Raw genomic sequence first — 23429 nt, 5'->3', positions numbered from 1 at the left:
CTTCTGCCAGCGCCTGTTCTGCGAACGGCACGCTCATCCCGACCGCCAGACCGCCGCCCGCGATTGCCGCCGAGCCGACGATGAAGGTACGGCGCGAGAGCGCTGTACTTTTTTCCAGGATCATATTGTTCATGACTAACCTCCCGACCGGCCGGTGGTACCAACGCCCGCGGCCATATGCACGGCCTCGCGGATGCGCTGGTAGGTGCCGCACCGGCAGATATTGGTCATCGCGTCATCGATGTCCTTGTCGGTCGGCTTGGGGTTCTTCTTGAGCAGCGCCGCGGCGGCCATGATCTGCCCGGACTGGCAATAGCCACACTGGGGAACGTCGACCGCGGCCCAGGCTTTTTGCACCGGGTGCGATGCGCCGGCCGACAGTCCCTCGATGGTGACGATCACATCGGTTTCCTTGATGTCGCCCAGGGGAAGTTGGCAGGACCGCTGCACCTCACCGTTGAAGTGCACCGAGCACGCGCCGCACTGGGCGATGCCGCAGCCATATTTCGTGCCGGTCAGGCCGACATGCTCCCGAATGACCCAGAGAAGGGGTGTATCGGCCTCCGCGGATACTTCCCTTACCGTTCCGTTGATATTGAGTTTTGCCATATGCTTTCCTCCATCGCTGGAACCATAGCGGCGAGACAAACGGTTGCCTATAGTCTTCGCGCGCAGATCAGGCCTAAGAAATCGGCACGCGCTCACCGCCCGAGAAGATCATCCGCTGCGGTGCAGTATCTGGTTCGGTCCGGCCAATTTAAATCGGCGCGACCGACTGGTGCTGATCGGATCGGCTCGCCCGCCGAGGCCGGAGCCGCCTAATTGCGGTGGATGATCCCGGATATGTTTTCGATGTCGATCCGGCGCCGTACGGCACTCGTCAGGCCGAGCGCGTCGAGCGCCTTGATGGTCTCGCGCACCAGATAGCTGCCGCCTTCGGCGTCAAACGGGAAGTCGCTCGCGAACACAACCTTGTCGGCGCCGAAATAGTCCAGGCCGCATCGCGTGGCGCCGACGGCGCCGGACAGCGCGGTGTCGGCAAGGAACATCTTGAAATAATCCTCCGCGGGCTTTTGCAACCGTCCCGGCAGCAGGTCGGCATCCGCGGGCGGCGTACGCGAACCCATCTCGAGCCCCCAGCCCTGCACGATGCGGCCTTCGAAATACGGGATCATCGCGCCCATGTGATGGGTGATGATCTTCAGATCCGGATGGCGGTCGAACAGGCCGGAAAATACCAGTCGAGCCATGGCGACGCTGGAATCGTAAGGCCAGCCAAGACACCACCAGATCTCGTAGCGCGACTTGCTCTCGGTCGGATAATCCGGCGTCGGGCCGCGGACCGGATGCAGCCAGATGGCAAGGCCGCGGCGGGCGATCTCGGCGAACACCGGGCGGAAGCGCGGATCATCCAGCGCAATGCCGCGCATGTGGGTACAGAGCTGGAAGCCGGCCGCGCCCATGGCGTCGGCCCGGCCAATTTCGGCGATCGCGGCGTCGACATCGTGCAGCGACAGCGCCGCGGCGAAGGCGGGGAAGCGGTCGCGGTGGCGATCCACCAGTTCGGCCAGGCCGTCGTTCATCAGGCGCATCAGCTCGACCGCGTGCGGGCCATCGGCCAGATCCTCGATCGGCGGCATCGAGGGCGTCAGCAACTGCCGGTAGCCGGCAAAGCTATCCATCAGCCGGAAGCGATGATCGAGATCGTAAAGCGATTTCAGTTCGAGCCAGCGCCGCAGCGGCCCAGCCGCGGACGCCATGGTCTTGAGGCGGGCAAAATAGGCTTGCGGAAAGATGTGGGTCCAGGCGTCGATACGGTCGGACATGGCGCTTTGACTCCGGATGTGACCGTCGAGCGGATCATCTTGTGCAAATCACATTTGTAATTTGGGCCGGCAATGATTCGGGCCCACACTTCGGCTACCAGATTTGCATGGCTGCCAAAAAAGGGCTGGCTTTTTCGGTCACCGACTCCGGTACGAGATTTGCTTTAGATTTCCTGCCGGGGCGCAAGCCTGGTCGACGCGCATTCGGGGTGGAACCTATTGGCGTCGAATCTGTTACCCGTGATCAGAGGGACAATCATCATGTTGAAAAGGTCGATAGGCGCTGCTGCGATTCTCTCAGCTGCAGTTCTTTCGGCGTGGGCGCCGCAGGCCAACGCGGCTGAACACTCGGGAGTCTTTCACCGTGCTTCCTGCACCGTGGTTCGTTTCTATGTCGCAAGGTATTCAGCCGAAGCCGCCGAGGCCTGGGCGCGAAGCAAGGGCGCCACGGAAGCCGAGATTCAAACCGCCCGGCATTGTCTGCAGGGCACACCGCAAGGAACAGCTGTGCAGTCGGCCAGCTATCTTGGTTCGGCCAATCACTAACGGGCGCGTCGCGTCTGAATGGTTTTCCGGGTTGGATGGGTCTGGCTAGATCCCGAACATCCAGACGGCGACGATAGCCCCAAGCACGACGAGGCCCGATACGGTCCATCCCGTTGCGTAAGCCGCGCCATCGGTTTCCGGCCTGTCCACCATTGAATCGTGCCAATTGGTCATCACAGCCTCCTCGAGGTCGCTCCCGTAAATAGGTCGCGACCAGCAGCTCAAGGTTCAATTCACTGTATTAATCCCGGTGGGGCTGGCGAGTTCCATTGCCCCGGCGCGAATGAGGCATCCTCGCACCGCAGTATGGTTGGCATTCAGCGGCCAGGCCCAGGGAGCGGAAGTCAGCCCCGGAGGCGCCGGGCCAAAGCCGCAACGAAGCGATCAGCATCAGCCTCGTCATTGAAGACGTGGGGTGAGACGCGCATGCGGCCAAGGCGCGCCGCGACGTAGATGCCTTCGCTGGCAAGTCCCTCGACCAGCCCTGCCGGCATCCCATCCTTGAAGCCAGAACCTTTAAAGTCAGGACCTTCAAAACCAAGGCACAGGATATGCGGGGCGCGCAGCCGACGCTCCGCTACGCGGACGCCGGCGCCGCGCACGCCCTCCGCGATCCGTTCCGTCAGCATCGAGAGGCGCTGTTCGATGGCGGAAGCGCTCCAGGCAGCCATCATTTCCATCCCGATCGCGGCCATCTCCATCGAAATGAAATGGTCGCGCTCGCCCATGTCAAAACGCCGCGCACCCGAAACGTAGCGCGGGTCCGCGAAATAGACGTCATTTTCGGCGCGCACGTCGCGGCGGCCGAACGCCGTCTGTTCAAGCGGAATGCCGTCCTGGTGACGCCCGGCGATATAGATAAAGGCTCTGCCGTAGGGCCCAAGCAGCCACTTGTAGGTCGGGAAGATCACAAAATCCGGATCAAGTCGTTTCACGTCGATCGTCAGCACGCCGGCGCTCTGCGTCGCGTCGACCAGAAAGATCGCGCCCTGCCGGCGCAGCGCACCGCCCACCTTTTCGAGGTCGATCAGACCGCCGTCCGACCAATGCACCGATGAGATCGATGCAAGGCCGACCGGCGGCGCGCCGGGCCGCTCGATGGTGGCGAGAACCGCCGATGTCCAGTCGCCGTCGTCGGGCTGGCGAACTGTCTCGATGACAAAACCCTCCGCCTCGGCCCGCGTCTGCCATTCCAGCACCGGCGAGGAATGGTCGTTTTCCAGAACCAGGACGCGGCTGCCGCGGGCGATCGTCACCAGCTTCGCCGCGGTCGCAACGCCGTAGCTGATCGAGGGTATCAGCGCGATATCGGCGGGATCGGCGTTGATCAACGCCGCGGCGGCAAGCCGTGCGCGCTCATGCTGGCGGTTTGCGAACCCGGCGTCGAGTGTCCAGGGTGTACCCTTGCGCCCAACCGCAGCGCGGCCGGCTTCTTGGGTGCGAAGCGGCAGCGGGCTGTAGGAGGCTGAATTCAGATAGCTGATGTTGCGCGGTATATCGAAAAGGTCGCGCTGCGAGGCAAGCATGTGGGTCTCGTGGATGAGATTCACATCATAGCCGGTCTCGGCGCCGGCGGCCAGATCGCGGCATAGCCGCTCCGGGTCAGCCAGCCTCAGAGGTGTTCGCCCGGTTCGCCAAGCATCATTTTGCAGCCAGTACGGTCGGCCGCTCGGAGAATGCGGCTCTCAATTGTCAAAATCTGCTAAATGCTTGTAGCGCACCCGGAGCCCGGGACCCGATGATTGGCAGGGAACACGCTTTCCGCAGCGGAGTTTCGTTTTATTGGTCGGAACCGAGAAAGGTCACCCCATGATATCACGCCGCACCTTGGTCGTCGCACTTCCCGCCCTGCTTGCCGGCGGGTTACCGGTCCTGGCGAAGTCCAACCATCCCGTCCCAATGTTCGATACGGACGGCGATGGCACGATCGACCTCGCCGAGGCAAAGAAGGCGGCATCCGCTTTGTTTGACAGGTTGGAACGCGACCACGATGGCACGCTCGACAAACGGGAATTGGCCCGCCGATTGACGGCGAAGGAATTGGCCGCCGCCGATCCTGACCACGACGGGACCCTCACCAGGGAGGAATATCTCGCGGTGGTCGAACAGCGGTTCAGTGCCGCCGATCCGGACCATGACGGGACGCTGGACGCCAGGGAATTGAACACCAAGGCCGGTCAAGCGCTGCTGCGGCTGCTTAAATAGCCGCTCGCGAGATAGTCGCGCCGCGCGACGCTCGCTCGATCAGACACCGCCGGGCTGAACGTAGCAGAACACGAAACGGTTGCGGCTAAGGAACACGATGCCGTGACCGGTCGGATTCGATTTGTCCCATTTGAGTTTGTTGTTTGGAATTTCGATTTCCGTTCCGATGTCGACGTGAGGGCGGCTGCGTGGCTCGTCCGGCCGGTCATCGGTGATGATCGCGTAGGTCTTGCCGTCCTTGACGTGGATTTCGTCAGCCCAGTAAGCGTCAGCTTCGCCACAACATGAGGCATTTGGAACATCCGGCTGCATCAGCGCCTCGTACCATTCCCGAAGTTCGGGATTGACCGCGTCCCATTGTCCTAGGTTACGAGCACTTGCAATCCCTGTCAGACAACCGAAAATACTCAAACAAAGGATGATGCGTTTCATCCCATGCGCTCCTGTGATCTCCGGCTAGATCACTGAAGCAATCTTCATGCCGAGAACGGCGCGCCGCGTTTCGCCGCGCCAAAACGTTCGCCATCGGCGGCAATGGCTGCCGGCGGCCTGATTCGGCACTAAAATTGAGGGGATCGGGGAAACGCCTGATGGAACCGATAATCCGGGTTCCCTCGCGGAAACTACAGTGCCGCAGCTAACGGGCGCGACGAAGCCGGTTATGATCCGGCGATTTTAAAATATCTCGAAGGTGGCCGCCGGTATGAATGCCATCCTCGATCGGAAACAGCATCATGACCGGCGGTCCATCCCCGCAAAAATACGGGCGGTCGCGCGCCTATTTGCGGGCCGCACAGGCGTACATGTTGATTTCCATGCCAACCGGCACTTCAACGATTTTTGGAGTCTTCCAAGCCATTTCAGATCTCCTCTCGAACGGCACGGCGATTTGCCGAACCGAGAGAAACGATAGGGTCACCCCGGAGATCGCGCAAGTGAACTTTCATCCAGCATTGGCGCCCGGTTTTGATTCCATCGAGTCCAGTGGGCAAGCCCGATCCAACCCGGGGCAGCCGCCCAAGATTCGAATCGCGATGATAGCCGTGATTCTGTGAGCTCGCTGCGCGGACGTGTCGCGTCACTTGAACTTGCACTTGGTTTCGGGGCGATCGAGGCCGAGCGTATCGAGCGCCGATACCTGATGGAGGAAACCCTCCTGCGGCGAAACGGAGACGGTGTTCCTGCCATCAAACAGCAGGATCGGCTGCCGCAATTGCAGGTTCCAGTCACGCAGGGTCAGCTTCTGACCTTTGAAGGCCGCGACCGAGAATTCCGAACCTTTGATATAGGCGAGCATCTTGGCCGAATCGCCGGAGCCGGTACGGACCGCCGCTTCGCCGATCATGCGAACCGCCGTCCAGGCCTGAATGTCCTGCGCTGTCATCGGGCGTTGAAATGCTTTTGCAAAACGGTTCTGCAATTGCACGGCACCCCATTGATCGAACGCCGCGTCCCATGTGGTGGGCACGAGCCCGGCCGAGCCGGCGACCGGACGGGCATCAAAGGTTCGAAACGGCAGATAACCGGCGAAAACCTCGCTTTCATCGGCCGCAACGAGCACGTCGTGAGCGGGAAGACCTTGCGTCACCATCGGCATCTGCCGCTGGATCTCGGCGACCCCGCTGTCGGTCCGCCGCGCCCCGCCATTGTCCTTGAACTCCCGCTCCTCGACGATCTTGGCGCCAAAGCGTACTGCGGCATGGCGCAAGGCGTCGGCGAACAACACATCCTTGTCATGGGAGCCTCTGAACAGCACCCACTTGTTCCACTTCTTCCAGATCAAATATTGCGCGAGCGCGTCGGCGAGCATGGAACGCGTCGGTGCGACATGGATGACGTTGGCCCGACAATCCTGCTCGCGCAGGCGTTCGTCCAGCGCGGAAGCATTGATCAGCGTCTCGCCACGCGCCTGACCGGCGTCCGCAACCTTCAGCAGCCGATCGGCATCGAGGCTTGTCACGATGAACGACGCGCCCTGATCGGCGAGCGCATTCATTGCCGCAACCGGATCGTCGCTCTCGCCAACCAATTGCTCGATCAGCGTATAGCGCTGCTTGAGGAAACGCCCGGTGGCATTATCGTCTTCGGTCGCCAATTGAGCTCCGGCAAGACCGTCATTGGCCGCCGGTACATCGATCAGCGATATCCGAATCCGCGATGGCGCCTGGCGAAGGTAGCCGATCTTGATCTCCAGCGGCTGGTCGGACGACAGGCCCGCTCCGCTCGAAACCATCAGCACGCAGACAGCGATCAGCAGCCGGAACAAGTTACGTCTCCCATCAACCGCTCAGACAGGCGCTGTGGCTCGACCGCGTCGCAACATGCAACATCTTGTCCGGGGCCTGCTCTCGAATGGCCCCGATGATCGCGATCGGCGTCAGCATCATGGTTCTGTTTTTCGTTGCCTTTGGCCGCCGCAAGGTACCTCATTTACAATGCGGCGCAAAGAAATGCCGGATCCGGCCGGCATACTTTGGAAAGATGGACTCACAACGCGATCCCGCGTCATACGATCCCGCAATCTTCTTTTCAGCCGGTGAACCGGACTCTATGGTTCAGGTTTGATCGGTCAGAGCCGGACCAAACACCCTGGAGTGGACCCCATGCCCGACTTGCGATGGATTGCCGTGTTCGGCCTGGCGCTGGCCGGGCTTCCCCCGTCGACCGGTTCAGCTCTCGCATTCCTCGCCTATATTTCCAACGAAAAGGGCAACTCGGTTTCCGTGATCGATACAGACAAGATGGAGGTGGTTGCGACCGTCAAGACCGGACAGCGGCCGCGCGGCATCGAGGTCTCACGCGACGGAAAACAGGTCTTTGTGGCGCTGGGTGACGACGACATCATCCAGGTCATTGATACCAAGAGCCTGACCGTCGTCGGCGAACTGCCCTCGGGTCCGGATCCCGAACAATTCGTGCTCGATCCGGCGGGAAAACTTCTCTACGTCGCCAATGAAAATGACGCGATGGTGACCGTCATCGACCTGGAGAAGCGCGCATCGATCGGCGAGGTGTCGGTCGGCATCGAGCCGGAAGGTATGGCGGTCAGCCCGGATTCCAAAACCTTGATATGCACGTCCGAGACCACGAGCATGGTGCATTTCATCGACACCGCAAGCCGCGAGATCGTGGGCAACCTGCTCGTCGGTTCCCGTCCACGGTTTTCCGCATACAAGACCGATGGATCGGAGTTATGGGTGACTTCGGAGATCGGCGGCGGCCTCTCCATCATCGATCCGGCAACGCGGCAACTCAAGCAAACCGTCACATTCGAGATTCCGGGTCTCCGATCCGAGGCGATCCAGCCCGTCGGTATCAATATCACCAAAGATGGCAAACTCGGCTTCGTTGATCTCGGACCTGCCAATCGGGTGGCCGTGGTGGACGGCGTCACTCACGCCGTATTGAAATATCTGCTCGTCGGCCAAAGGGTTTGGCACGGTTCCTTTACGCCGGATGAGAAATATCTGCTGGTCGCCAACGGCGTTTCGAACGATGTCTCCGTCATCGACGTCGCCCGCTTGCAGGTCACCAAGTCGATTCAGGTCGGAGAATTGCCCTGGGGCGTTGCGTTCGGGCCGAAATGAGGACGCCAACGTTAGTTGCGTCGCCCCCGGGCCGCAGCGCTGGCCGCGTGTTCCAAATCAAATCCTTCGCTTCTTGTTGCCTGGATAGTCGCAGCTCCATTTCATGGGGCGCCAGGCAGGATGTTGACCTATCCACTCGGCGATATAGGGCTGCGCGGCCATCATGCATTGCTGCAGCGAGCCGTCCCAGTTGAACTGCAGGTACTTTTCCTCGCAATTGGCGGGATTGGCGATGGCACAGACGGTCAGGATGATCTCAATCAATCTGCCCTCCCTTCAAAGCGCTGCTCTACAATACTACGCCCAATTCATCCCGCCGTTTCAAATTTTCGACAAAAACCGCGCGCTCACAATCGCGCGACGCGAAATCAACCACGCGGAAGCACGGCTGCGCCAACGGGGGTGGTTGTCTACGCGCCCGGCGCATTGATATCGCCGTGAAAGAAAATGGGAGCGAAAGCTCGCCGAATACTTTTCCCGTTCGGCCAGGCCGTCCTACCGCATCGCAACCGATAGCGGCGCGGAAAGCACCGGCGAAATTGCTGGCCTTGACATTCGACATCGGCGTGCAATCCTTCCGGAATACAGAATAGTTTGCCGGGATCTTTTGCGCCGCGCAGCTTGCGCTCTGGATGCGCGACGTTGTAAGCGCATTGCGCCTCATCGAGTAGCATGCCCAACGCCGGAGCCGTAAGATCATGGCGCTTGAAACCGTTTCCCTCAATCGTTCGCACGGCGGCACGCAAGGTGTTTACAAGCACCACAGCCGCGAGACCGGGACCGGCATGACCTTTTCGGTCTATGTACCGCCGCATCGCAACGGCGCGAAGCTCCCCGTGGTCTGGTATCTGTCAGGGCTGACCTGCACCCATGCCAACGTCACCGAAAAGGGCGAATTCCGCAAAGCATGCGCGGATCTGGGTTTGATCTTCGTCGCACCGGATACCAGCCCGCGCGGCGGCGTGCCCGGCGATCCCACCGGGGCCTATGATTTCGGGCTTGGCGCCGGCTTCTATGTCGATGCCACGCAGCCGCCATTTGCGCTCAACTACCGCATGTGGAGTTACGTGACGGAAGAACTGCCCGAAATCATCGCCGAGCATTTTCCATCCGATCCAAAACGGCAATCGATCCTCGGCCACTCGATGGGGGGACATGGCGCCCTTACCATCGCCCTTCGCCACCCCGGCCGCTATCGCGCAGCCAGCGCTTTTTCGCCGATCGTTGCCCCATCGCAGGTGCCGTGGGGGATCAAGGCGCTCGGCGGATATCTCGGCGAGGCCCGCGATGCCTGGCGCAAGCACGATACGGTCGCACTGATCGAGGACGGCGCGCGGTATTCCGATTTCCTTGTCGATATCGGCGATGCCGATCCGTTCCTGACCGAACAACTTCGCCCCGAACTGCTGGAGCGCGCCTGTGCGCAGGCGGACATCGCCCTTACGCTTCGTCGCCAGCCCGGCTATGACCACAGCTATTACTTTATATCGACATTCATAGAAGATCACCTGCGCTGGCACGCCGCGCGATTGACGGCATGATCGGCGATCCCATCGATCCGGCTATCAGAGAATGCGCCGCAACATTCTGGAGGAGCGAAAAATGGCCAGAGCGACGGCTCTGATAATCCTCATGTCGGCTTTGCTTCCTGTGGGCGCGCTGGCCAAGGACACGAGGTTCTGGAACCTGACCGCCAACACCATCACTTCGCTGCAGCTTTCGCCCGCCGGCAAGAACGCCTGGGGCCGGAACCAGGCCGACAACGACCGGGATCGCACCGTCGATCATGACGAGCGCCTGAAGATCACCGACACGCCCGCCGGCATCTACGACGTCAAATTTGTCGACAAGAACGGACGGACCTGCGTCGTCCCGAATATCGAGGTCAAGGAAGGTTTGGTGTTTTCGATAGAAGAGAAGAACCTGAAGGATTGCGTCAAATAGCAGCGACCGGCCGGCGTTCAAAAATTCACGCCGAACAACAGGCGCGCCTGCCGGCGCTCGAAATTGACGAGGTCGAGCGAGCCGGTCGACATCGACGCCTGGCCCGCAACCTGCGCGCTCCATGCGAGCGCGATCCAGGCGCGTTCCGAGAGCTTGGCGTAGACCGTCGGCCCGATGAAAAGGCCTTGTCCGGCGAACGCGTCCAATCCGAGCCCATCATAGCGGCGCAAATAGCGGGCTTCGCCACCGGCGAAAATCCCGGGCTGGATCTGCGCCATCACCCCGATTGCCACGCCTGCGGTGGATTCCTGCGACCAGGCGCCGCTCCAGTTGAAACGCGTGGTCTCGGGCTGGTAAACCAGGTTGACCGCCGCAACGACGCGATCGCGGATCGGCTCCCAGTCGACGGCGGCGACAAAGTCGACGCCATATTGGTTGGCGGGTTGACCGGTCACGTCGTCGGCCCGGCCCCAATGAGGCTCGGCGCCAACCGCAAGACCGAACGGCGCGGTCGAGCGGTCGAGCAGGCGATAGCGGATGTCGCCCGACACACCTCCCAACGCGACATAGTGCTGATCGGCCAGCCCGCTGACGCCGGCGATATCATAGGACATCACGGCACCGGTAATCTCGGTTCGAAGATTTGCGATCGGCACAAATTCCGCCGACAGCGTGCCGGAGGCCGCGTTGTAGGTTCCGCTCTGTTTCGCAAATCGGCCGGTTACGGAACCCTCGATCTCTCTTTCTCCGACATCACCCACATCGCTTCCTATCGTGAAGCCGAACAGATGTTCGGTATCGATTGTTCCGGTGTGGGCAGCGGTCGGGATGATCGCAAGCGCCAGCATCAGGCAGGATTTCGCCGCCCGCTTTGTTGGCGCAACAAAACGCTTCGATGCCGTGACCGGTGCCATGGCCGCATCCTAGCCACACTTCAGGCGACTTTCGTAGCCCTTTGCGGCGCACTCCTCCGGAAATCCGCGATGCTTGCCCCTCGGCACCAAAGAACCGGAGCGATTCCGACTTGTAGTCATGAATTGTTTCACGCAAGAATGGCCGGGTTGGAGGCAATCCTCGAACCCGCGATCGATTGTGCTTCGCAACGAACTCCGATCGCTCGGAAACGTCGAGAATGTTCAGAATTTTCCTGACGCTCTGTCTGCTCGTTGGGGCAACTCCAGCACTGGCCGGCGAGACCTTGCGCATCGGGACGCAAAAGACCGGCACATTCGCCTGGCAACTGGATGTGATCCGCCGCCACGACCTCGCCACCGGCCTCGATTTGAAGATCAGCGAATATGCTTCGCCCGACGCGGGCAAGCTCGCGCTCAACAGCGGCTCCGTCGACCTTGCCGTCGTCGACTGGCTTTGGGTCGCCCGTTCGCGGGCGCTGGGCGCCAAATTGCTGTTCTATCCCTATTCCAGCGCGGTCGGCTCCATCATGGTGAAGGACAATTCGCCGTTGCGGAAGATCGGCGACCTCAAGGGGCGGGTTCTCGCCATTGCCGGCGGTCCGCTCGACAAGAGCTGGCTTATTGTCCAGGCCACCGCGATGCGCCAGGGCATCGATCTCAAGCGCGAGGCGACACTTGAGTTTGGCGCGCCGCCATTGATTTTTCAGAAGCTGCAACAGGGCGAGGCCGAAGCGAGCCTCAATTTCTGGAATTTCTGCGCCAGGCTGGAGGCTCAGGGTTATCGCCGCCTGCTCGACGTGCGCGATGCGGAAGTTGCCCTCGGACTTGAGCAACCCGTCGCGCTGATCGGTTACGCATTTTCCGAGGAATTCGCGGCCAGTCACAAGCACACGATCGATCGTTTCATCGCGGCTGCGCGGAGCGCCGATGACATCATGCTGCGATCCGACGAGGAATGGGACGCGCTGCGCCCGCTGATGAACGCCGAGGATGAGTGGACCTTCAAGGTCTACCGCGATCGCACCAGAGACGGGATACCGCGGCGACCGGTAGCCGCCGAAGCGGCCGACGCCCGCACGCTATTCGGGACTTTGGCAGCCGTTGGCGGCCCGGAGCTTGTGGGTCCGCAGCAAGAGCTCGATCCCGGCCTTTACTACCAACCTGCTCCGCTCGGAGATTGAGCGGTGCCGAGAGTATATTCACTGGCTGCCCTCGTCGCCGTCTGGGCCGTTGTGGCGGCCCTGCTCCAATCCCGGCTGCTGCCGGGCCCGCTGACCGTCGGCACGACAATCCTCGCCGACCTCCGCTCCGGGGAGTTGCCGTTTCACATGGCCTGCACGCTCGGACGTGTGGTCAGCTCTTTTGCGATCGCGATGTTGCTGGGCAGCATCGCGGGCTACGCCATGGGGCGCTCGAGGGCCCTCGACCGGTACGCCGATCCATGGCTGATCGTGCTGATCAACATGCCGGCGCTGGTCACGATCATTTTCGCCTATATCTGGATCGGTCTCAACGAAACCGCCGCGATTCTGGCCGTGGCCGTCAACAAGCTGCCGAATGTAATGGTGGTCATGCGCGAGGGCGCCCGCGCGCTTGACCCCGAGCTCGACGAAATGGCGAGGGCCTTCAAGTTCACCGGGCTCTCGAGAATCCGCCACGTCGTGATCCCGCAACTCGCGCCCTATTTGTCGGCCAGTTCACGCTCCGGTCTGTCCATCGTCTGGAAAATCGTGCTTGTGGTCGAGTTGATCGGGCGTCCGAATGGCGTGGGGTTTGTGCTGGGTTCGGCATTCTCGCTGTTCGACATCGCCCAGATACTAAGCTATGCGATCTCATTCATCGTGCTGATGCTGGTCATCGAAAGCCTTTTGGTACAACCGCTTGAACGACGCGCAATCCGCTGGCGACGCCGCCCCGCTTGAGCTTCGCATCGATGCGAAGGCCTTTCTGTCGGCCGACGGCACGCCGGTGGAAGTCGTGCGCGGCTTTAAGCTTCGGCTCGAAGCGGGATCGTTCGGCGCGCTGATCGGCCCTTCCGGCTGCGGCAAGACGACGATCCTGAGGATCGCGGCCGGACTGGATCCGGACTTCCGCGGCGAACTCCATACACCGGGATCCGGCCGTCTCGGCATTGTATTCCAGGAACCTCGGCTTCTACCCTGGCGCACGGTCGAGCAAAACATCCGCCTTGCATTGCCGGCGCACGCGGCCGACGCTGATTTGACGGATCTGGTCGCGATACTCGGCCTTGGCGCCCATTTGGCACGGTATCCGGGCGAATTGTCGCTGGGACTGGCGCGGCGAACGGCAATTGCCCGCGCATTCGCGGTGGGCCCGGATTATCTGCTGCTCGATGAGCCCTTTGTGTCGCTCGATGAAGCCGTCGCGGCCAGGTTGCGAGACGAACTGGTGGCGCTGACGACGCGGACAAAGGTGACAACCCTGTTCGTGACCCATGACCTCGACGAAGCCATCCAGCTTTCGGATCGCCTGTTTTTTCTGTCCGACCGGCCAACACGCATTATCGTCGAGCGGTCGCTGCCGCCGCCGCGGGGAACGCGCAGCAGGGACGTCATCGCATCGCTCGGCGATGAAATGCGCGGGCTGGTGGCGCAGGCGACGGCCAGCGGGGCCTGATCCTTCACACCAAATGGCTCTCGATCGCGAAGCGCACCAGTTCGGAGGACGAGCGCAAGCCAAGCTTCTGGCGCATGATGGAAGAGGTATTTGCAATCGTCTTGTAGGATGAATGCACCAGCCACGCGATCTCGGAAAGGCTTTTGCCGGCACCCAGCAGGCGCAGTATCTCCATCTCGCGCTGGGTCAATTTGGCGAGAGGATTCTCGGAAAATCCCGGCCCTGCGAAGGCGATGCTTTGGGCGATCGCGGCCGGCAGGAACACCCCGCCCTCGCCTACCTTGCGAATGGCCTCGACCAGATCGCCCGGATCGCCGGATTTCGAAACATATCCCTTCGCGCCCGTCTCGATGGCGCGCGCGGCAAATATCGGATCGTCATTCATGCTGAACATGATGAGGCGTGCCGTCCCATCGCGCGCCAGAATCCGCCGGGCCAACTCAAAGCCGGAAACGCCCGGCAGGTTGATGTCGAGAACGCAGATGTCCGGCCGCTCGGCGACAAAAGCCTGCTCGCCGCTTTCGGCATCCGACGCCTCCAGAATCACGATATCCGGGCTGCCCGCCAGCAGCGCGCGGCAGCCCGAGGCGACGATAGGATGATCGTCAACGATCAGGATACGCATCGACATCGCTCGGAAAACCCCATGGCCCATTCGCGCAGATCAGTTTGCAACGCAACACAAGTGGCTCGGACCAAACGCGGCATTCGGCGCCGCACCGGTCTGCGGTGTTTCATCGCCTGCTTCTTGCAGCTTCGCGCTATGCCCTTCCGAAAAGAAGTGCGGTACCTTCCAATTAGATAGCCGCTGTTTTTAACTGTCAACGTTGGCAGCCGACGACAGAATAAGGCAGCCGGAGCGAAACATGGCAATGTGGCAGAAGCTCTCTTTGCGGGCACGGTTGAACACCCTCCTGGCGCTCGTCATGGTGCTCGGCCTGGTCATCAATGTCTCGCGGCTGTTCCTGGAGGCGGGTCCAAGGGTCACCGCCGAAGATCAAAGCGTAGTCAGGCTGGCCCGCGGATTCGTTGAGACATTGGTTTCGGATCTTAACGAGGCATCCGATCCGGAAGCGAGATTGGACCAGATCGTCGAGGGCCTGAAGCAACTGCGCCATGTCAGCATCACCCGAGAGCGGGATCCGGCCGCAGGCAGGGCCGCTTCGACACCCACCCCGCCAAGCGTTTCAGACGAAGCACGGCAGGTTCCGGAATGGTTCGTCACCCTCGTTCACCCGGAGCAGACGACGGTCGGCGTCCCGATCGCCGTTAATGGGCGATCATTGGGATCGCTCGTCATCACTTCGCACCCGACGGATGAGGTCGCCGAGATCTGGGATGGCATCATCACCCAGATCGAGGTCGGATCCGCCATCGCTGCGGCGCTGCTTCTGATCACGATGACGGTCGTCAATCGCGCGCTTGAACCGATCAAATCGATCGGCGATGCGATGCACAGTATCGCCGCAGGCCGCTATGACACGCGCGTCAAGTCCGGCGGCTCGCCGGAGCTGGCGGCGATCTGCCGGACGCTGAATTATCTTGCCTCGGTGCTGGAGGCCACCGCCGAAGACAACCGGCGCCTCGCGGTGCGCGTGGTCTCGTTGCAAGACGTCGAGCGGAAGGAGATCGCTCGCGACCTGCACGATGAATTTGGTCCCTATTTGTTTGCACTGCGCGCGCACACCGCCTCGCTGGCGCGATTGGCCGACACCCCGGAGCCGGATCTTGAGGCGTTGCGCAAGCACGTCGGCTCGATCGCCGACCAGGTGAATGCGCTGCAGCAATTCAATCGGCGTGTCCTCGAACGATTGCGGCCTGTGGGCCTTGCGGAGCTTGGGCTCGCCGACGCACTTGGTGCATTGATGCGGCTCTGGCGCGAAACCCATCCCGGCGTCGTGATCGAAACCTCGATTTCGCCGGCGCTCGGCGCGCATGGCGAGACGGCGGAACTGACCGTCTATCGGGTCATTCAGGAGGCCCTCACCAACGTCTTCCGCCACGCCCACGCCACGCGCGTCGATATCGCGGTTGAGCCGGCGACCTCCCGCCGTAGCGGAGCTGCCGGGACCGAGGCGATCATGGTGAGCGTGCGCGACAATGGTGCCGGACTGCCGGCCGATCACAAGCAGGGTTTCGGCATGCTCGGCATGCGCGAGCGGGTGCTGGCATTGGGCGGCACCATGACCGTGGCCTCGACCAGCCATGGCGTCAGCGTCGAAGCTCTGGTTCCCTGCGGATTACCGCAATCCCAGACATTTCAGCCCAGCTGAGCATGGATGAGCCTCGGGATTTTTTCCCGATCGCGCGACCTAACTTTCCCGATGCCGATCGACGGTCGATCTCATAGCATTTCCGCTGCGGGGATCCGCGGCGGAATGAGACGAGACGAATGGACGCTCGATCCCTGCTTATCGTGCCAATGTCGATATGCCTGTTTGCAGGGAGCGATGCTGCTCGCGCCGAGAACACCCCCGACGCCGTTCAGTTGCCGCCGATCGTGGTGACCGGGACCAAGCCAGGCCTCAAGCGCGGCAGCGATCAGAATGCTTCCCGCGTGGTTCGGACCATACCGAGAGTGCTCGTCTATACCACGCCGCTTGCCAGCTCCGGCATTGATCCGGACAAGGTGCCGGCGAGCGTCAACCTGATTGACGCCAATCAGATCAAGCAAACCGGGTCGTTAAACGTAAGCGATGCCCTGCAGAAATATGTGCCAGGGGTCATGGTCAATGAAGTTACCGGCAATCCGTTTCAGCCGAACGTGGAATTTCGCGGCTTTGTCGCCTCTCCCGTGTCGGGCACGCCGCAGGGGCTTGCGGTCTATCAGAACGGCGTGCGCGCCAACGAAGCATTCGGCGATACCGTGAACTGGGATCTAATTCCGACCACAGCGATAAAATCCGTCAGCCTCGTGACCAACAATCCCGCGTTCGGGCTAAATGCGCTGGGCGGCGCGGTCAATGTGCAGATGAAGGACGGCTTCGACTATCACGGCGTCGAAATCGACACCATGGGCGGTTCGTTCGGGCGCGCCCAGAGCTCGGCGCAGTGGGGCAAGCAGGTCGACGATTTCGCCGTCTATGGCGCGCTCGAAGGATTGCACGACAACGGATTTCGCAACTTCTCGGCGTCGAATGTTCGACGCTTCTACGGCGATGTCGGCTACAGGAATGACAGCAGCGAATTTCATGTCAACATCGGCGCGGCCGACAATAATTTCGGCGCGACCGCGACGGCGCCGGTCGAATTGCTGCAGCAATATTGGGGCGCGACCTACACTTCGCCGCAAACCACGGAAAATCGCGTCGGCTATGTCAATCTGACCGGGAAGGTCGAGGCTACGCCGACCTGGACGCTCGACGGCTCCGCGCATGTAAGGATTTTCGATCAGAAGATACTGGATGCCAACCCGACCGGCACCCAGCCCTGCGACCCCCCCAATGCGACGCAGCTTTGCTTTGGTGACGGCAGCACGCCGGCAAATGGCTTGAATGGGGCGCAGCTCGCCAATCCATTCGGTCAGAACGCCGTGCTGGGGGAGATCGACCGAACCACGACGCATTCGACAACGACAGGCGTGTCGTTGCAGGCGACCAATACCGACCGGCTGTTCGGGCACGACAACCGCTTCGTGGTCGGAGCCAGTTTCGACTACAGCGTGACCAACTTTACGGCCAGCGCCGAGCTCGGCACCATCGGTCCAGGTTTTGTCGTCAGCGGCAGCGGCATATTTCTTGGCCAATCCGGCGATCCGGTATCGATCGGCCCGGTCGACCTGCGCACCACCAGTCAGTACAGCGGCCTCTATGCGCTCGATACCTTCGACGTCACCAATGCCTTCTCGCTCACCGGCGGCGGCCGCTTCAATGTCGCCAATATCAGCCTGCAGGACCAGATCGGCACCTCACTCAACGGCAACGATACCTACACCCGCTTCAACCCGATCATCGGCGGCACCTACAAGATCACCTCCGGATTGACCGCCTATGCCGGCTATTCGGAAGCCAATCGCGCGCCGACCCCGCTGGAACTGGGATGCGCCGATCCCGCACATCCCTGCATCGTCGCGGCGTTCCTGGTCTCGGATCCGCCGCTGAAGCAAGTCGTCTCCCACACCGTGGAAGCCGGCCTGCGGGGCGCCAGAGACCTCGACATCGGCAAGCTCGGATGGAAGTTCGGTGTGTTCCGTGCCGATAACAGCGACGACATCCTCGCTATTCCCAGTCCGGTCCTGCAGGGATTCGGCTACTTCCAGAACGTCGGTTCGACACGCCGCCAGGGACTGGAAGCCGAAGTCAATCTCAAGTCGAGTGCGCTGCAGCTATATGCCAGCTATGTCCTGGTGGACGCGCGATTTCTTGATGCCCTGCAGCTAGGCTCTAATAGCCCGTTCGCGGACGCCAACGGCAACGTCCAGGTTGTTCCGGGCAACCGGATTCCGGCGATCCCGCGAAACCGCATCAAGGCGGGTGTCGATTATTCCGTTACCGACGCGTTCAAGGTGGGCGGAGATATGCTGTTCGCCAGCAGTCAGTACCTTGTCGGCGACGAATCCAATCAGGCGCCTCGGCTGCCGGGCTATGCGGTTTTCAACCTGCACACATCCTATCAGATCGACAAGACGATGCAGATCTACGCGCGTGCGGACAATATCCTCGACAATCGCTATGCGACCTACGGAACCTTCTTCAATACCGGCGCGGTGCCCAATTTCGCCAATGGCGGCGCGCCCTTCACCGACCCGCGTTCGCTCAGCCCGGCGCGGCCGCACGCCTTCTACACCGGTCTGAAGGTCACGTTCTGAAATTCCGGATCGCCGCTTCAGCCGGCTGGCGTATTGCGGCGGGCCAAAAAGCCGCGGGCCGGATCGTAAGCCACGATCGCCCCAAACAGAAACGCCAGGGTGCAACCGAGAACGACGCCCAGGGAAACCCATGACACCTGCTCATAAAGCGCAAAGCGGATCAGCTCGGTCGCATGGGTAAAAGGATTGAGTTCGCACACATAGTACAGGAGCGGACTCGATTCCTTGATACGCCATAGCGGATACAAGGCCGACGAGGCAAAGAACATCGGAAAGATCACGAAATTCATGACGCCGGCGAAATTTTCAAGCTGCTTGATCAGCGACGAAATCAGCATTCCCAGCGCGCCCAGCATGAGCCCGCTGAGCAGCAGCGCCGGCAACAGCGTCAGATAGCCGAGCGGTGGGGCTTCGATATCCCAGAACCAGGCGATCAGCAGGAAGGCATAGGCTTGCAGGATCGATACCAGCGTGCCCGCCAGCAGCTTCGAAAGCAGCAGCCACCAGCGCGGGAACGGGCTGACGAGCAGCGTGCGCATTCCGCCGGTCTCCCGGTCGTAGACCATGGTGAGCGATGACTGCATGCCGTTGAAGAGCTGTATCATCGCGATCAGTCCGGGCGCGATGTAGACCTCGTAGAGAATATAAGTCTCGTAGGGCGGAATGATCGAGACGCCGAGCACCTGGCGAAAGCCGGCGGCAAAAATGAACAGCCAGACCAGCGGCCGCACCAGCGCGGAGACGAAGCGTTCGCGCTGATGGATGAAGCGCAACGCCTCACGCCAGACGATGCCCTTCAGGCAGACAAAATATTGCGTCAGCGAGAAGCTGTGCCTGTCGATGGCTTCGCCGGCGACGGTCATCTGGCGGATTCCAGTTCGTCCTGATCGGCCGCGCCGGTCAGGCGGTTGAACGCATCCCGCAGATCGGCGCCGCCGGACTGGCCGACGACCTCGCCTAATCCGCCTCGCGCAAGCACTCTGCCTTTATGCAGCACCACCACATTATCGCCGGCGCCGGCTTCGTCGATGAGATGGGTCGCCCACAGCACCCCGATGCCCTCCACCGTCGACAGCCCGCGGACGTGATCGAGAATGTCGGCGCGCGCCTTGATGTCGAGGCCGACCGTCGGTTCGTCCAGCACAAGCAGCCGGGGCCGGTGCAGCAGCGCCCTAGCAATCTCGATACGGCGCATCTGCCCGATCGAGAGATTGCCGACGCGATCCAGGCTGCGATCGGTCATCGCCACACGGTCCAGAACCTCCGCGATCAATTCATTGGCCCGCTTGCTGGCGATACCGTGCAGCGCCGCGTGATACATCAGGTTTTGCCGCACCGAAATGTCGGTATCGAGCGCGCGGGATTGAAAGACCACGCCGAGCTTGCTCAGAGCCGCCCCCGGCTCGTTTGCAACATCGTGCCCGAAAATGCGGATCTGACCCGAGCGTATCGCATAAAGCCGTGTAATCAGCGAAAACAACGTCGATTTGCCGGCGCCGTTCAATCCCAGCAGGACCGTAAAGGACGACTGCCGGACCGTGAAGCTCACATCATTGAGCGCGAGCCGCGCACCGTAGCGGTGGCTGACGTGGTCGATCTCAAGCGCGGCGGTGTGAGCGACGTCGGATGGCTTCATAACCATTCCCGAACATCGACCGCCCATTTTCGGGACCGACAAGCCAACATTTCGGACCCTCATACGCCGTGCCGCCGAGCGCCGATGAAATGCGTCGTCTGGTTTTTCCGACACGCATATCTTCAGGCTCGATCGCCGCGATTTAGCTTACCGCGTCGGCCGCGGCAAGCTTCGCCGGGCGCGAGCTTGACCCAGTTTGCGCATCCTGACAAAACTATTCGAGCCGGCAGACGCGGTGGTTTAACCTTGCCCGTTTGTGTTGCAACGCACCGAAGCTTGTCCCCCCAAGGCCAAGGCTTCGCCAGCGGTCTCCAGCGCAGGCCAAGTGAAAGGCATTGACGATGGCTTGCTTGCGCACCTCGTTCCGGTCAGGCGCCCTGCTGGCGGTCTCGATGATCGCCGCCGTGCCAAATGCGTCGGCGGAGGATCTCAACGACTATCCGACAGCGGCGCGCGCAGACTATGTTTTTGGCTGCATGAAGGCCAATGGCGAGACGCAGGAACTGCTGCAAAAATGTTCCTGCTCGATCGACGTGATCGCATCGATCATCCCTTACGACAGTTACGTGACCGCCGAGACAATTCTCTCGATGTCGCAGGTCACCGGACCTGTCGGGTCCGAATTTCGCTCGACCGAGCAGGCCAAGCTTGCGATGCAGGAATTCCGCCGGGCGCAGGCGGAAGCGGAAGTGCGCTGCTTTTAGAGCGAGCGAAGCACGCCCTCGGACTTGATCCGGGGGTGGATACCGGTTCGCGTGAAGAAAACGCGTCAAAACAAAAGATTAGAGCCTCGGTTCTGACCGAGGCTCTTGGCGGGAGCCGTCGGGGCCCGCGATGCTATAGCATCGATTTCTCGAGCGACCATTCGTCCCTGAACAGTTTCTGGCTCGTATCCATGGCTTCGGCGCGAAGCTTGTCGGCGCCGTTGGGCTTGAAGTTGAAGCGGACGTTCGGATCTTCCGATATCGCTATGCCGCCGTCCATTGCCAGCACCAGATCGTCGCCCTGCCAGATCTTGAGGTTCTCGACAAAGAACGGCGGAATATAGAGGCGCGTCAACTGATCCATCTGCAGACCGGAATTCTGCGGATGGCGCATCATGAGCTGGGCTTCGGAGAGCCCGCCGGCCTCGGGCCGGAAGGTGCGGAATTTCATCTGCCCGAGCAGCGAGCGGGTGGCATCGCTGTTCGACGACGCCGGCGCGGAGCATCCGCCGGACGCCTTCACATACGTCTTGACGCCGTAGAGGTTGCCGTCGCTGAGCTCGGCGACGAGCCGCACATAGGAGTAGGTATTGACCCGGACGCGGGTCGAAATCGAGGTCACGCCGGAACGCGGACCGATCGTAAACGTTCCGGCGACCGGCGCGGGATTTTCGTCAATGACCAGCGTCAGCGATCGCAGCGTGCGCTTGTCGTCGCCGGCAAAGTTGACGCGCATGCCGATCGGCACGACGGCGGCATCCTCGGCGCGGCGCGGCGCATCGAGCACCACCAGCCCCGAGCCATCGAGAATCGGACGACCCTTGAAGATGTCATCCTTGATGCTGTTCCAGGTATCTTCCGAGGGCTGTTCGGCCTGGGCACGCGCAGCCGACGGCGCCGCAACATACATCGCGGCCATCAGGGCCGGCACGATCATTCTGAAAAAGATCGACATGGTCGAATTCCGCTTCCACCATGAAACAGGGTAAATATTACACGAAAATGCCCCAAACAGCAAGCTGCGCTGCGGTCGCCGGAGTTTCCAGACCAATTGTGGCGTCACTCCCATTCAAGTTCCCCGAACGCGGCAATGACGTTGCGCGAGCTGTATTCGTCGAACAGTTTCCAGCGCGACTGCTCGCTGCGCCCGGCCTCTCTGGCGGCCTTGGTAAGGGGTATCCCCTGGGCAATGAGGCCGCGCACCTCGCCGGCGAGGCTCTCGAAGTAGCGTTGCTCGTCGGCGACCGCGCCTCGCCAATCGCCGACGACAACGCCGTGCCCGGGAACGACGCGTTCGGCCGGAATGCGCAGCAGCTCCTGGAGGTCGCCGAGGAAACCTCGAATGCTGCCGTCAAGGACCGGCAGATGCGTCACGAACAGGAGATCGCCGGCGAACAGGGTCGCGGTGGCATGATCGAACACGGTCAAGTCATTGTCGGTATGCCCCGCCCGCCAGGCCTTCAGGGTCAACCTTCGCCCGCCGAGATCGATTTGCATATCGTCGTCCACCAGCAGTGTGGGCGGAACGATCCTGACTTCGTCGATGAGCGCGTTCCCGAGCGGCCCCCGGAACGCCTTCAGGTAAAATTCGCCCCGTTCCGCCATCGCGCGCGGCAAGTTCCGGTGTCCCACGAAGACGGTGTCGTCGCGCACAAACGCCGCGTTCCCAAAAATGTGATCGGGATGAACATGCGTGTTGATGACATAGCGAACCGGCTTGGCCGTCACGTTGCGGATCGCGGCAAGCAGGCGCGCGCCTTCGTGCGCGCTGCCACCGGAATCGATGACCGCAACGGCATCGTCGCCAACAATAAAACCGGCGTTGGCGACGTCACCCTGGTTGGCCTCGCTCATCATGTCGATAGCACCGACGTGGGCGTAGACACCGGGTGCGATTTCGGAGACGGGCAGCGGCGCGGGTGCTTCCTGCTCCCGCGCGCCAGCGTCGCGCGGAGCCAGCGCGAGACTCATCCCAAGGACCATTCCCACAAGGCGCGCCGTCCTTTCGGCACCCCCGTTGGAGTGGGCAAGGCCCATCATGACTCTGTTCCGGACCGCACGAGCGGTTGAACACCAACAACCCTCATATGCCGGCAGCGCCTTCCAGGTTCCATACTTGCTCAAAAAAATCTTGCTCGCGTTGCGGTGCAAGAAAAGCGAAAGATCGGCGATCGGATGTCGGCAAATCATAACTTGCTTCTGCCAGAAGAGTTACCTAATCTTTTTCTGCTTCCGGCTTCGCGCAACGGTGAATAGGGAGTCCGTTGTTGTTTCGAGGACTTGGGTGGGCACTACTGCTGCACTTGAGATCCATGGGCCGTGATACGATTCACAGGCTGTGACACGGCGCCGGAAAAATTCATCCAAGAGAGGGCGAAGACGTCCCGTGGAGAATATGTGATCCAGGGAGCGTCAGCGACCCTCTAGGCAAAAAACCCAGGGAGGAAGCGAATGAATAGATTTCTAGTCGTTACGACTTCGATCTTCGGCCTCTTTGCCGTGCAGGGCTTCGCTGCGCGTGCCGACGAAGCTTTGGACAAGCTGGCCAAGGATCCCAAGCAATGGGTCATGCAGCAGGGCGACGACGCCAACACGCGTTACTCCAAGCTCAATCAGATTACCG

The 23429-nt window shown here is 61.3% G+C and carries 27 protein-coding genes; 12 read left to right on the top strand and 15 right to left on the bottom strand.

Features of this window, described 5'->3' with window-relative positions; genetic code table 11:
• From E8A46_RS30425 to E8A46_RS09165, 3 genes are all read right to left on the bottom strand, one after another.
• On the bottom strand, positions 1–124 hold a 124-nt coding region (locus E8A46_RS30425; RefSeq protein WP_363251398.1), incomplete at its 3' end, for a twin-arginine translocation signal domain-containing protein.
• Between the two features lie 11 nt (positions 125–135).
• Positions 136–609 carry a (2Fe-2S)-binding protein gene (locus E8A46_RS09170; RefSeq protein WP_291559651.1) on the bottom strand — a complete coding sequence of 158 codons (474 nt, stop codon included), beginning with the start codon at positions 607–609 and terminating at the stop codon, positions 136–138.
• 209 nt (positions 610–818) lie between these two features.
• On the bottom strand, positions 819–1826 hold the full coding sequence (locus tag E8A46_RS09165; RefSeq protein WP_291559649.1) for an amidohydrolase family protein: 1008 nt from the start codon (positions 1824–1826) through the stop codon (positions 819–821).
• A gap of 261 nt (positions 1827–2087) precedes the next feature.
• Here E8A46_RS09165 and E8A46_RS09160 point away from each other — a divergent pair, with 261 nt between their 5' ends.
• Entirely contained in the window at positions 2088–2372 is a 285-nt protein-coding gene (locus E8A46_RS09160; protein ID WP_291559647.1) for a hypothetical protein, read from the top strand.
• Between the two features lie 45 nt (positions 2373–2417).
• On the opposite strand, the gene E8A46_RS09155 is transcribed toward E8A46_RS09160, so the two are convergent.
• On the bottom strand, positions 2418–2546 hold the full coding sequence (locus tag E8A46_RS09155; RefSeq protein WP_291559646.1) for a hypothetical protein: 129 nt from the start codon (positions 2544–2546) through the stop codon (positions 2418–2420).
• Positions 2547–2716: 170 nt separating this feature from the next.
• A complete protein-coding gene (locus E8A46_RS09150; RefSeq protein ID WP_291559644.1) occupies positions 2717–3898 on the bottom strand; it encodes an aminotransferase class V-fold PLP-dependent enzyme in 1182 nt (393 codons plus the stop codon).
• Positions 3899–4181: 283 nt separating this feature from the next.
• Here E8A46_RS09150 and E8A46_RS09145 point away from each other — a divergent pair, with 283 nt between their 5' ends.
• Entirely contained in the window at positions 4182–4577 is a 396-nt protein-coding gene (locus tag E8A46_RS09145; protein WP_291559642.1) for an EF-hand domain-containing protein, read from the top strand.
• Between the two features lie 39 nt (positions 4578–4616).
• On the opposite strand, the gene E8A46_RS09140 is transcribed toward E8A46_RS09145, so the two are convergent.
• The 3 genes from E8A46_RS09140 to E8A46_RS09130 all read right to left on the bottom strand — a co-directional run bounded on the left by E8A46_RS09140 (position 4617) and on the right by E8A46_RS09130 (position 6843).
• Positions 4617–5009 carry a hypothetical protein gene (locus tag E8A46_RS09140; protein WP_291559640.1) on the bottom strand — a complete coding sequence of 131 codons (393 nt, stop codon included), beginning with the start codon at positions 5007–5009 and terminating at the stop codon, positions 4617–4619.
• A 346-nt stretch (positions 5010–5355) separates the two neighbouring features.
• Positions 5356–5436, bottom strand: coding sequence for a pyrroloquinoline quinone precursor peptide PqqA (gene pqqA, locus E8A46_RS09135; protein WP_009031067.1), 81 nt, complete (start codon positions 5434–5436; stop codon positions 5356–5358).
• 219 nt (positions 5437–5655) lie between these two features.
• Positions 5656–6843 carry an ABC transporter substrate-binding protein gene (locus E8A46_RS09130; RefSeq protein ID WP_291559639.1) on the bottom strand — a complete coding sequence of 396 codons (1188 nt, stop codon included), beginning with the start codon at positions 6841–6843 and terminating at the stop codon, positions 5656–5658.
• Between the two features lie 86 nt (positions 6844–6929).
• Between E8A46_RS09130 and E8A46_RS09125 the strand changes: the two genes are divergently transcribed.
• Entirely contained in the window at positions 6930–7142 is a 213-nt protein-coding gene (locus E8A46_RS09125) for a hypothetical protein (protein WP_291559638.1), read from the top strand.
• Positions 7143–7180: 38 nt separating this feature from the next.
• Positions 7181–8164, top strand: a complete 984-nt coding sequence (locus E8A46_RS09120) for a PQQ-dependent catabolism-associated beta-propeller protein (protein WP_291559636.1) — start codon at positions 7181–7183, stop codon at positions 8162–8164.
• Between the two features lie 57 nt (positions 8165–8221).
• Here E8A46_RS09120 and E8A46_RS09115 read toward each other — a convergent pair whose 3' ends face one another.
• Positions 8222–8428: a hypothetical protein gene (locus E8A46_RS09115; RefSeq protein WP_291559634.1), complete on the bottom strand. Its 207-nt coding sequence runs from the start codon at positions 8426–8428 to the stop codon at positions 8222–8224.
• 434 nt (positions 8429–8862) lie between these two features.
• On the opposite strand from E8A46_RS09115, the gene fghA reads away from it, so the two are divergent.
• Both fghA and E8A46_RS09105 read left to right on the top strand, forming a co-directional pair.
• Positions 8863–9705, top strand: a complete 843-nt coding sequence (gene fghA / locus E8A46_RS09110; protein WP_291559632.1) for an S-formylglutathione hydrolase — start codon at positions 8863–8865, stop codon at positions 9703–9705.
• 91 nt (positions 9706–9796) lie between these two features.
• Positions 9797–10108: a hypothetical protein gene (locus tag E8A46_RS09105; RefSeq protein WP_291559630.1), complete on the top strand. Its 312-nt coding sequence runs from the start codon at positions 9797–9799 to the stop codon at positions 10106–10108.
• A 17-nt stretch (positions 10109–10125) separates the two neighbouring features.
• Here the strand turns inward: E8A46_RS09105 and E8A46_RS09100 are convergent, their stop codons facing one another.
• Positions 10126–11022 carry a hypothetical protein gene (locus E8A46_RS09100; RefSeq protein WP_291559628.1) on the bottom strand — a complete coding sequence of 299 codons (897 nt, stop codon included), beginning with the start codon at positions 11020–11022 and terminating at the stop codon, positions 10126–10128.
• 218 nt (positions 11023–11240) lie between these two features.
• Between E8A46_RS09100 and E8A46_RS09095 the strand changes: the two genes are divergently transcribed.
• The 3 genes from E8A46_RS09095 to E8A46_RS09085 are packed head-to-tail and all read left to right on the top strand — an operon-like array spanning position 11241 to position 13659.
• Complete coding sequence (locus E8A46_RS09095) at positions 11241–12203, top strand: ABC transporter substrate-binding protein (protein ID WP_291559626.1); 963 nt, start codon at positions 11241–11243, stop codon at positions 12201–12203.
• Between the two features lie 3 nt (positions 12204–12206).
• Entirely contained in the window at positions 12207–12944 is a 738-nt protein-coding gene (locus E8A46_RS09090) for an ABC transporter permease subunit (protein ID WP_291559624.1), read from the top strand.
• A complete protein-coding gene (locus tag E8A46_RS09085; protein ID WP_291559622.1) occupies positions 12904–13659 on the top strand; it encodes an ABC transporter ATP-binding protein in 756 nt (251 codons plus the stop codon). The genes E8A46_RS09090 and E8A46_RS09085 overlap by 41 nt, the downstream gene beginning before the upstream one ends.
• A gap of 4 nt (positions 13660–13663) precedes the next feature.
• Here E8A46_RS09085 and E8A46_RS09080 read toward each other — a convergent pair whose 3' ends face one another.
• Entirely contained in the window at positions 13664–14284 is a 621-nt protein-coding gene (locus E8A46_RS09080; RefSeq protein ID WP_291559658.1) for a response regulator transcription factor, read from the bottom strand.
• 247 nt (positions 14285–14531) lie between these two features.
• Here E8A46_RS09080 and E8A46_RS09075 point away from each other — a divergent pair, with 247 nt between their 5' ends.
• Both E8A46_RS09075 and E8A46_RS09070 read left to right on the top strand, forming a co-directional pair.
• Positions 14532–15932, top strand: coding sequence for a histidine kinase (locus tag E8A46_RS09075; RefSeq protein WP_291559656.1), 1401 nt, complete (start codon positions 14532–14534; stop codon positions 15930–15932).
• 119 nt (positions 15933–16051) lie between these two features.
• Positions 16052–18466, top strand: a complete 2415-nt coding sequence (locus tag E8A46_RS09070; protein ID WP_291559620.1) for a TonB-dependent receptor — start codon at positions 16052–16054, stop codon at positions 18464–18466.
• Between the two features lie 17 nt (positions 18467–18483).
• On the opposite strand, the gene E8A46_RS09065 is transcribed toward E8A46_RS09070, so the two are convergent.
• A complete protein-coding gene (locus E8A46_RS09065; protein WP_291559618.1) occupies positions 18484–19329 on the bottom strand; it encodes an ABC transporter permease in 846 nt (281 codons plus the stop codon).
• Positions 19326–20102: an ABC transporter ATP-binding protein gene (locus E8A46_RS09060; RefSeq protein WP_291559616.1), complete on the bottom strand. Its 777-nt coding sequence runs from the start codon at positions 20100–20102 to the stop codon at positions 19326–19328. The genes E8A46_RS09065 and E8A46_RS09060 overlap by 4 nt, the downstream gene beginning before the upstream one ends.
• A 392-nt stretch (positions 20103–20494) precedes the next feature.
• Between E8A46_RS09060 and E8A46_RS09055 the strand changes: the two genes are divergently transcribed.
• Positions 20495–20806: a hypothetical protein gene (locus E8A46_RS09055; RefSeq protein ID WP_291559655.1), complete on the top strand. Its 312-nt coding sequence runs from the start codon at positions 20495–20497 to the stop codon at positions 20804–20806.
• Between the two features lie 133 nt (positions 20807–20939).
• Here E8A46_RS09055 and E8A46_RS09050 read toward each other — a convergent pair whose 3' ends face one another.
• Both E8A46_RS09050 and E8A46_RS09045 read right to left on the bottom strand, forming a co-directional pair.
• The gene (locus E8A46_RS09050) at positions 20940–21761 is read right to left on the bottom strand and encodes a quinoprotein dehydrogenase-associated SoxYZ-like carrier (RefSeq protein ID WP_291559615.1); all 822 of its coding nucleotides are present in this window, start codon (positions 21759–21761) and stop codon (positions 20940–20942) included.
• A 104-nt stretch (positions 21762–21865) separates the two neighbouring features.
• The gene (locus E8A46_RS09045) at positions 21866–22777 is read right to left on the bottom strand and encodes a quinoprotein relay system zinc metallohydrolase 2 (protein WP_291559653.1); all 912 of its coding nucleotides are present in this window, start codon (positions 22775–22777) and stop codon (positions 21866–21868) included.
• Between the last annotated feature and the right edge of the window lie 652 nt (positions 22778–23429).

Source organism: Bradyrhizobium sp., from assembly GCF_004799445.1.
In the GTDB taxonomy this organism is placed as follows: domain Bacteria; phylum Pseudomonadota; class Alphaproteobacteria; order Rhizobiales; family Xanthobacteraceae; genus Bradyrhizobium.
The sequence above is the reverse complement of the archived record's forward strand: the minus strand, read 5'-3'. Positions and strand labels throughout refer to the sequence as shown.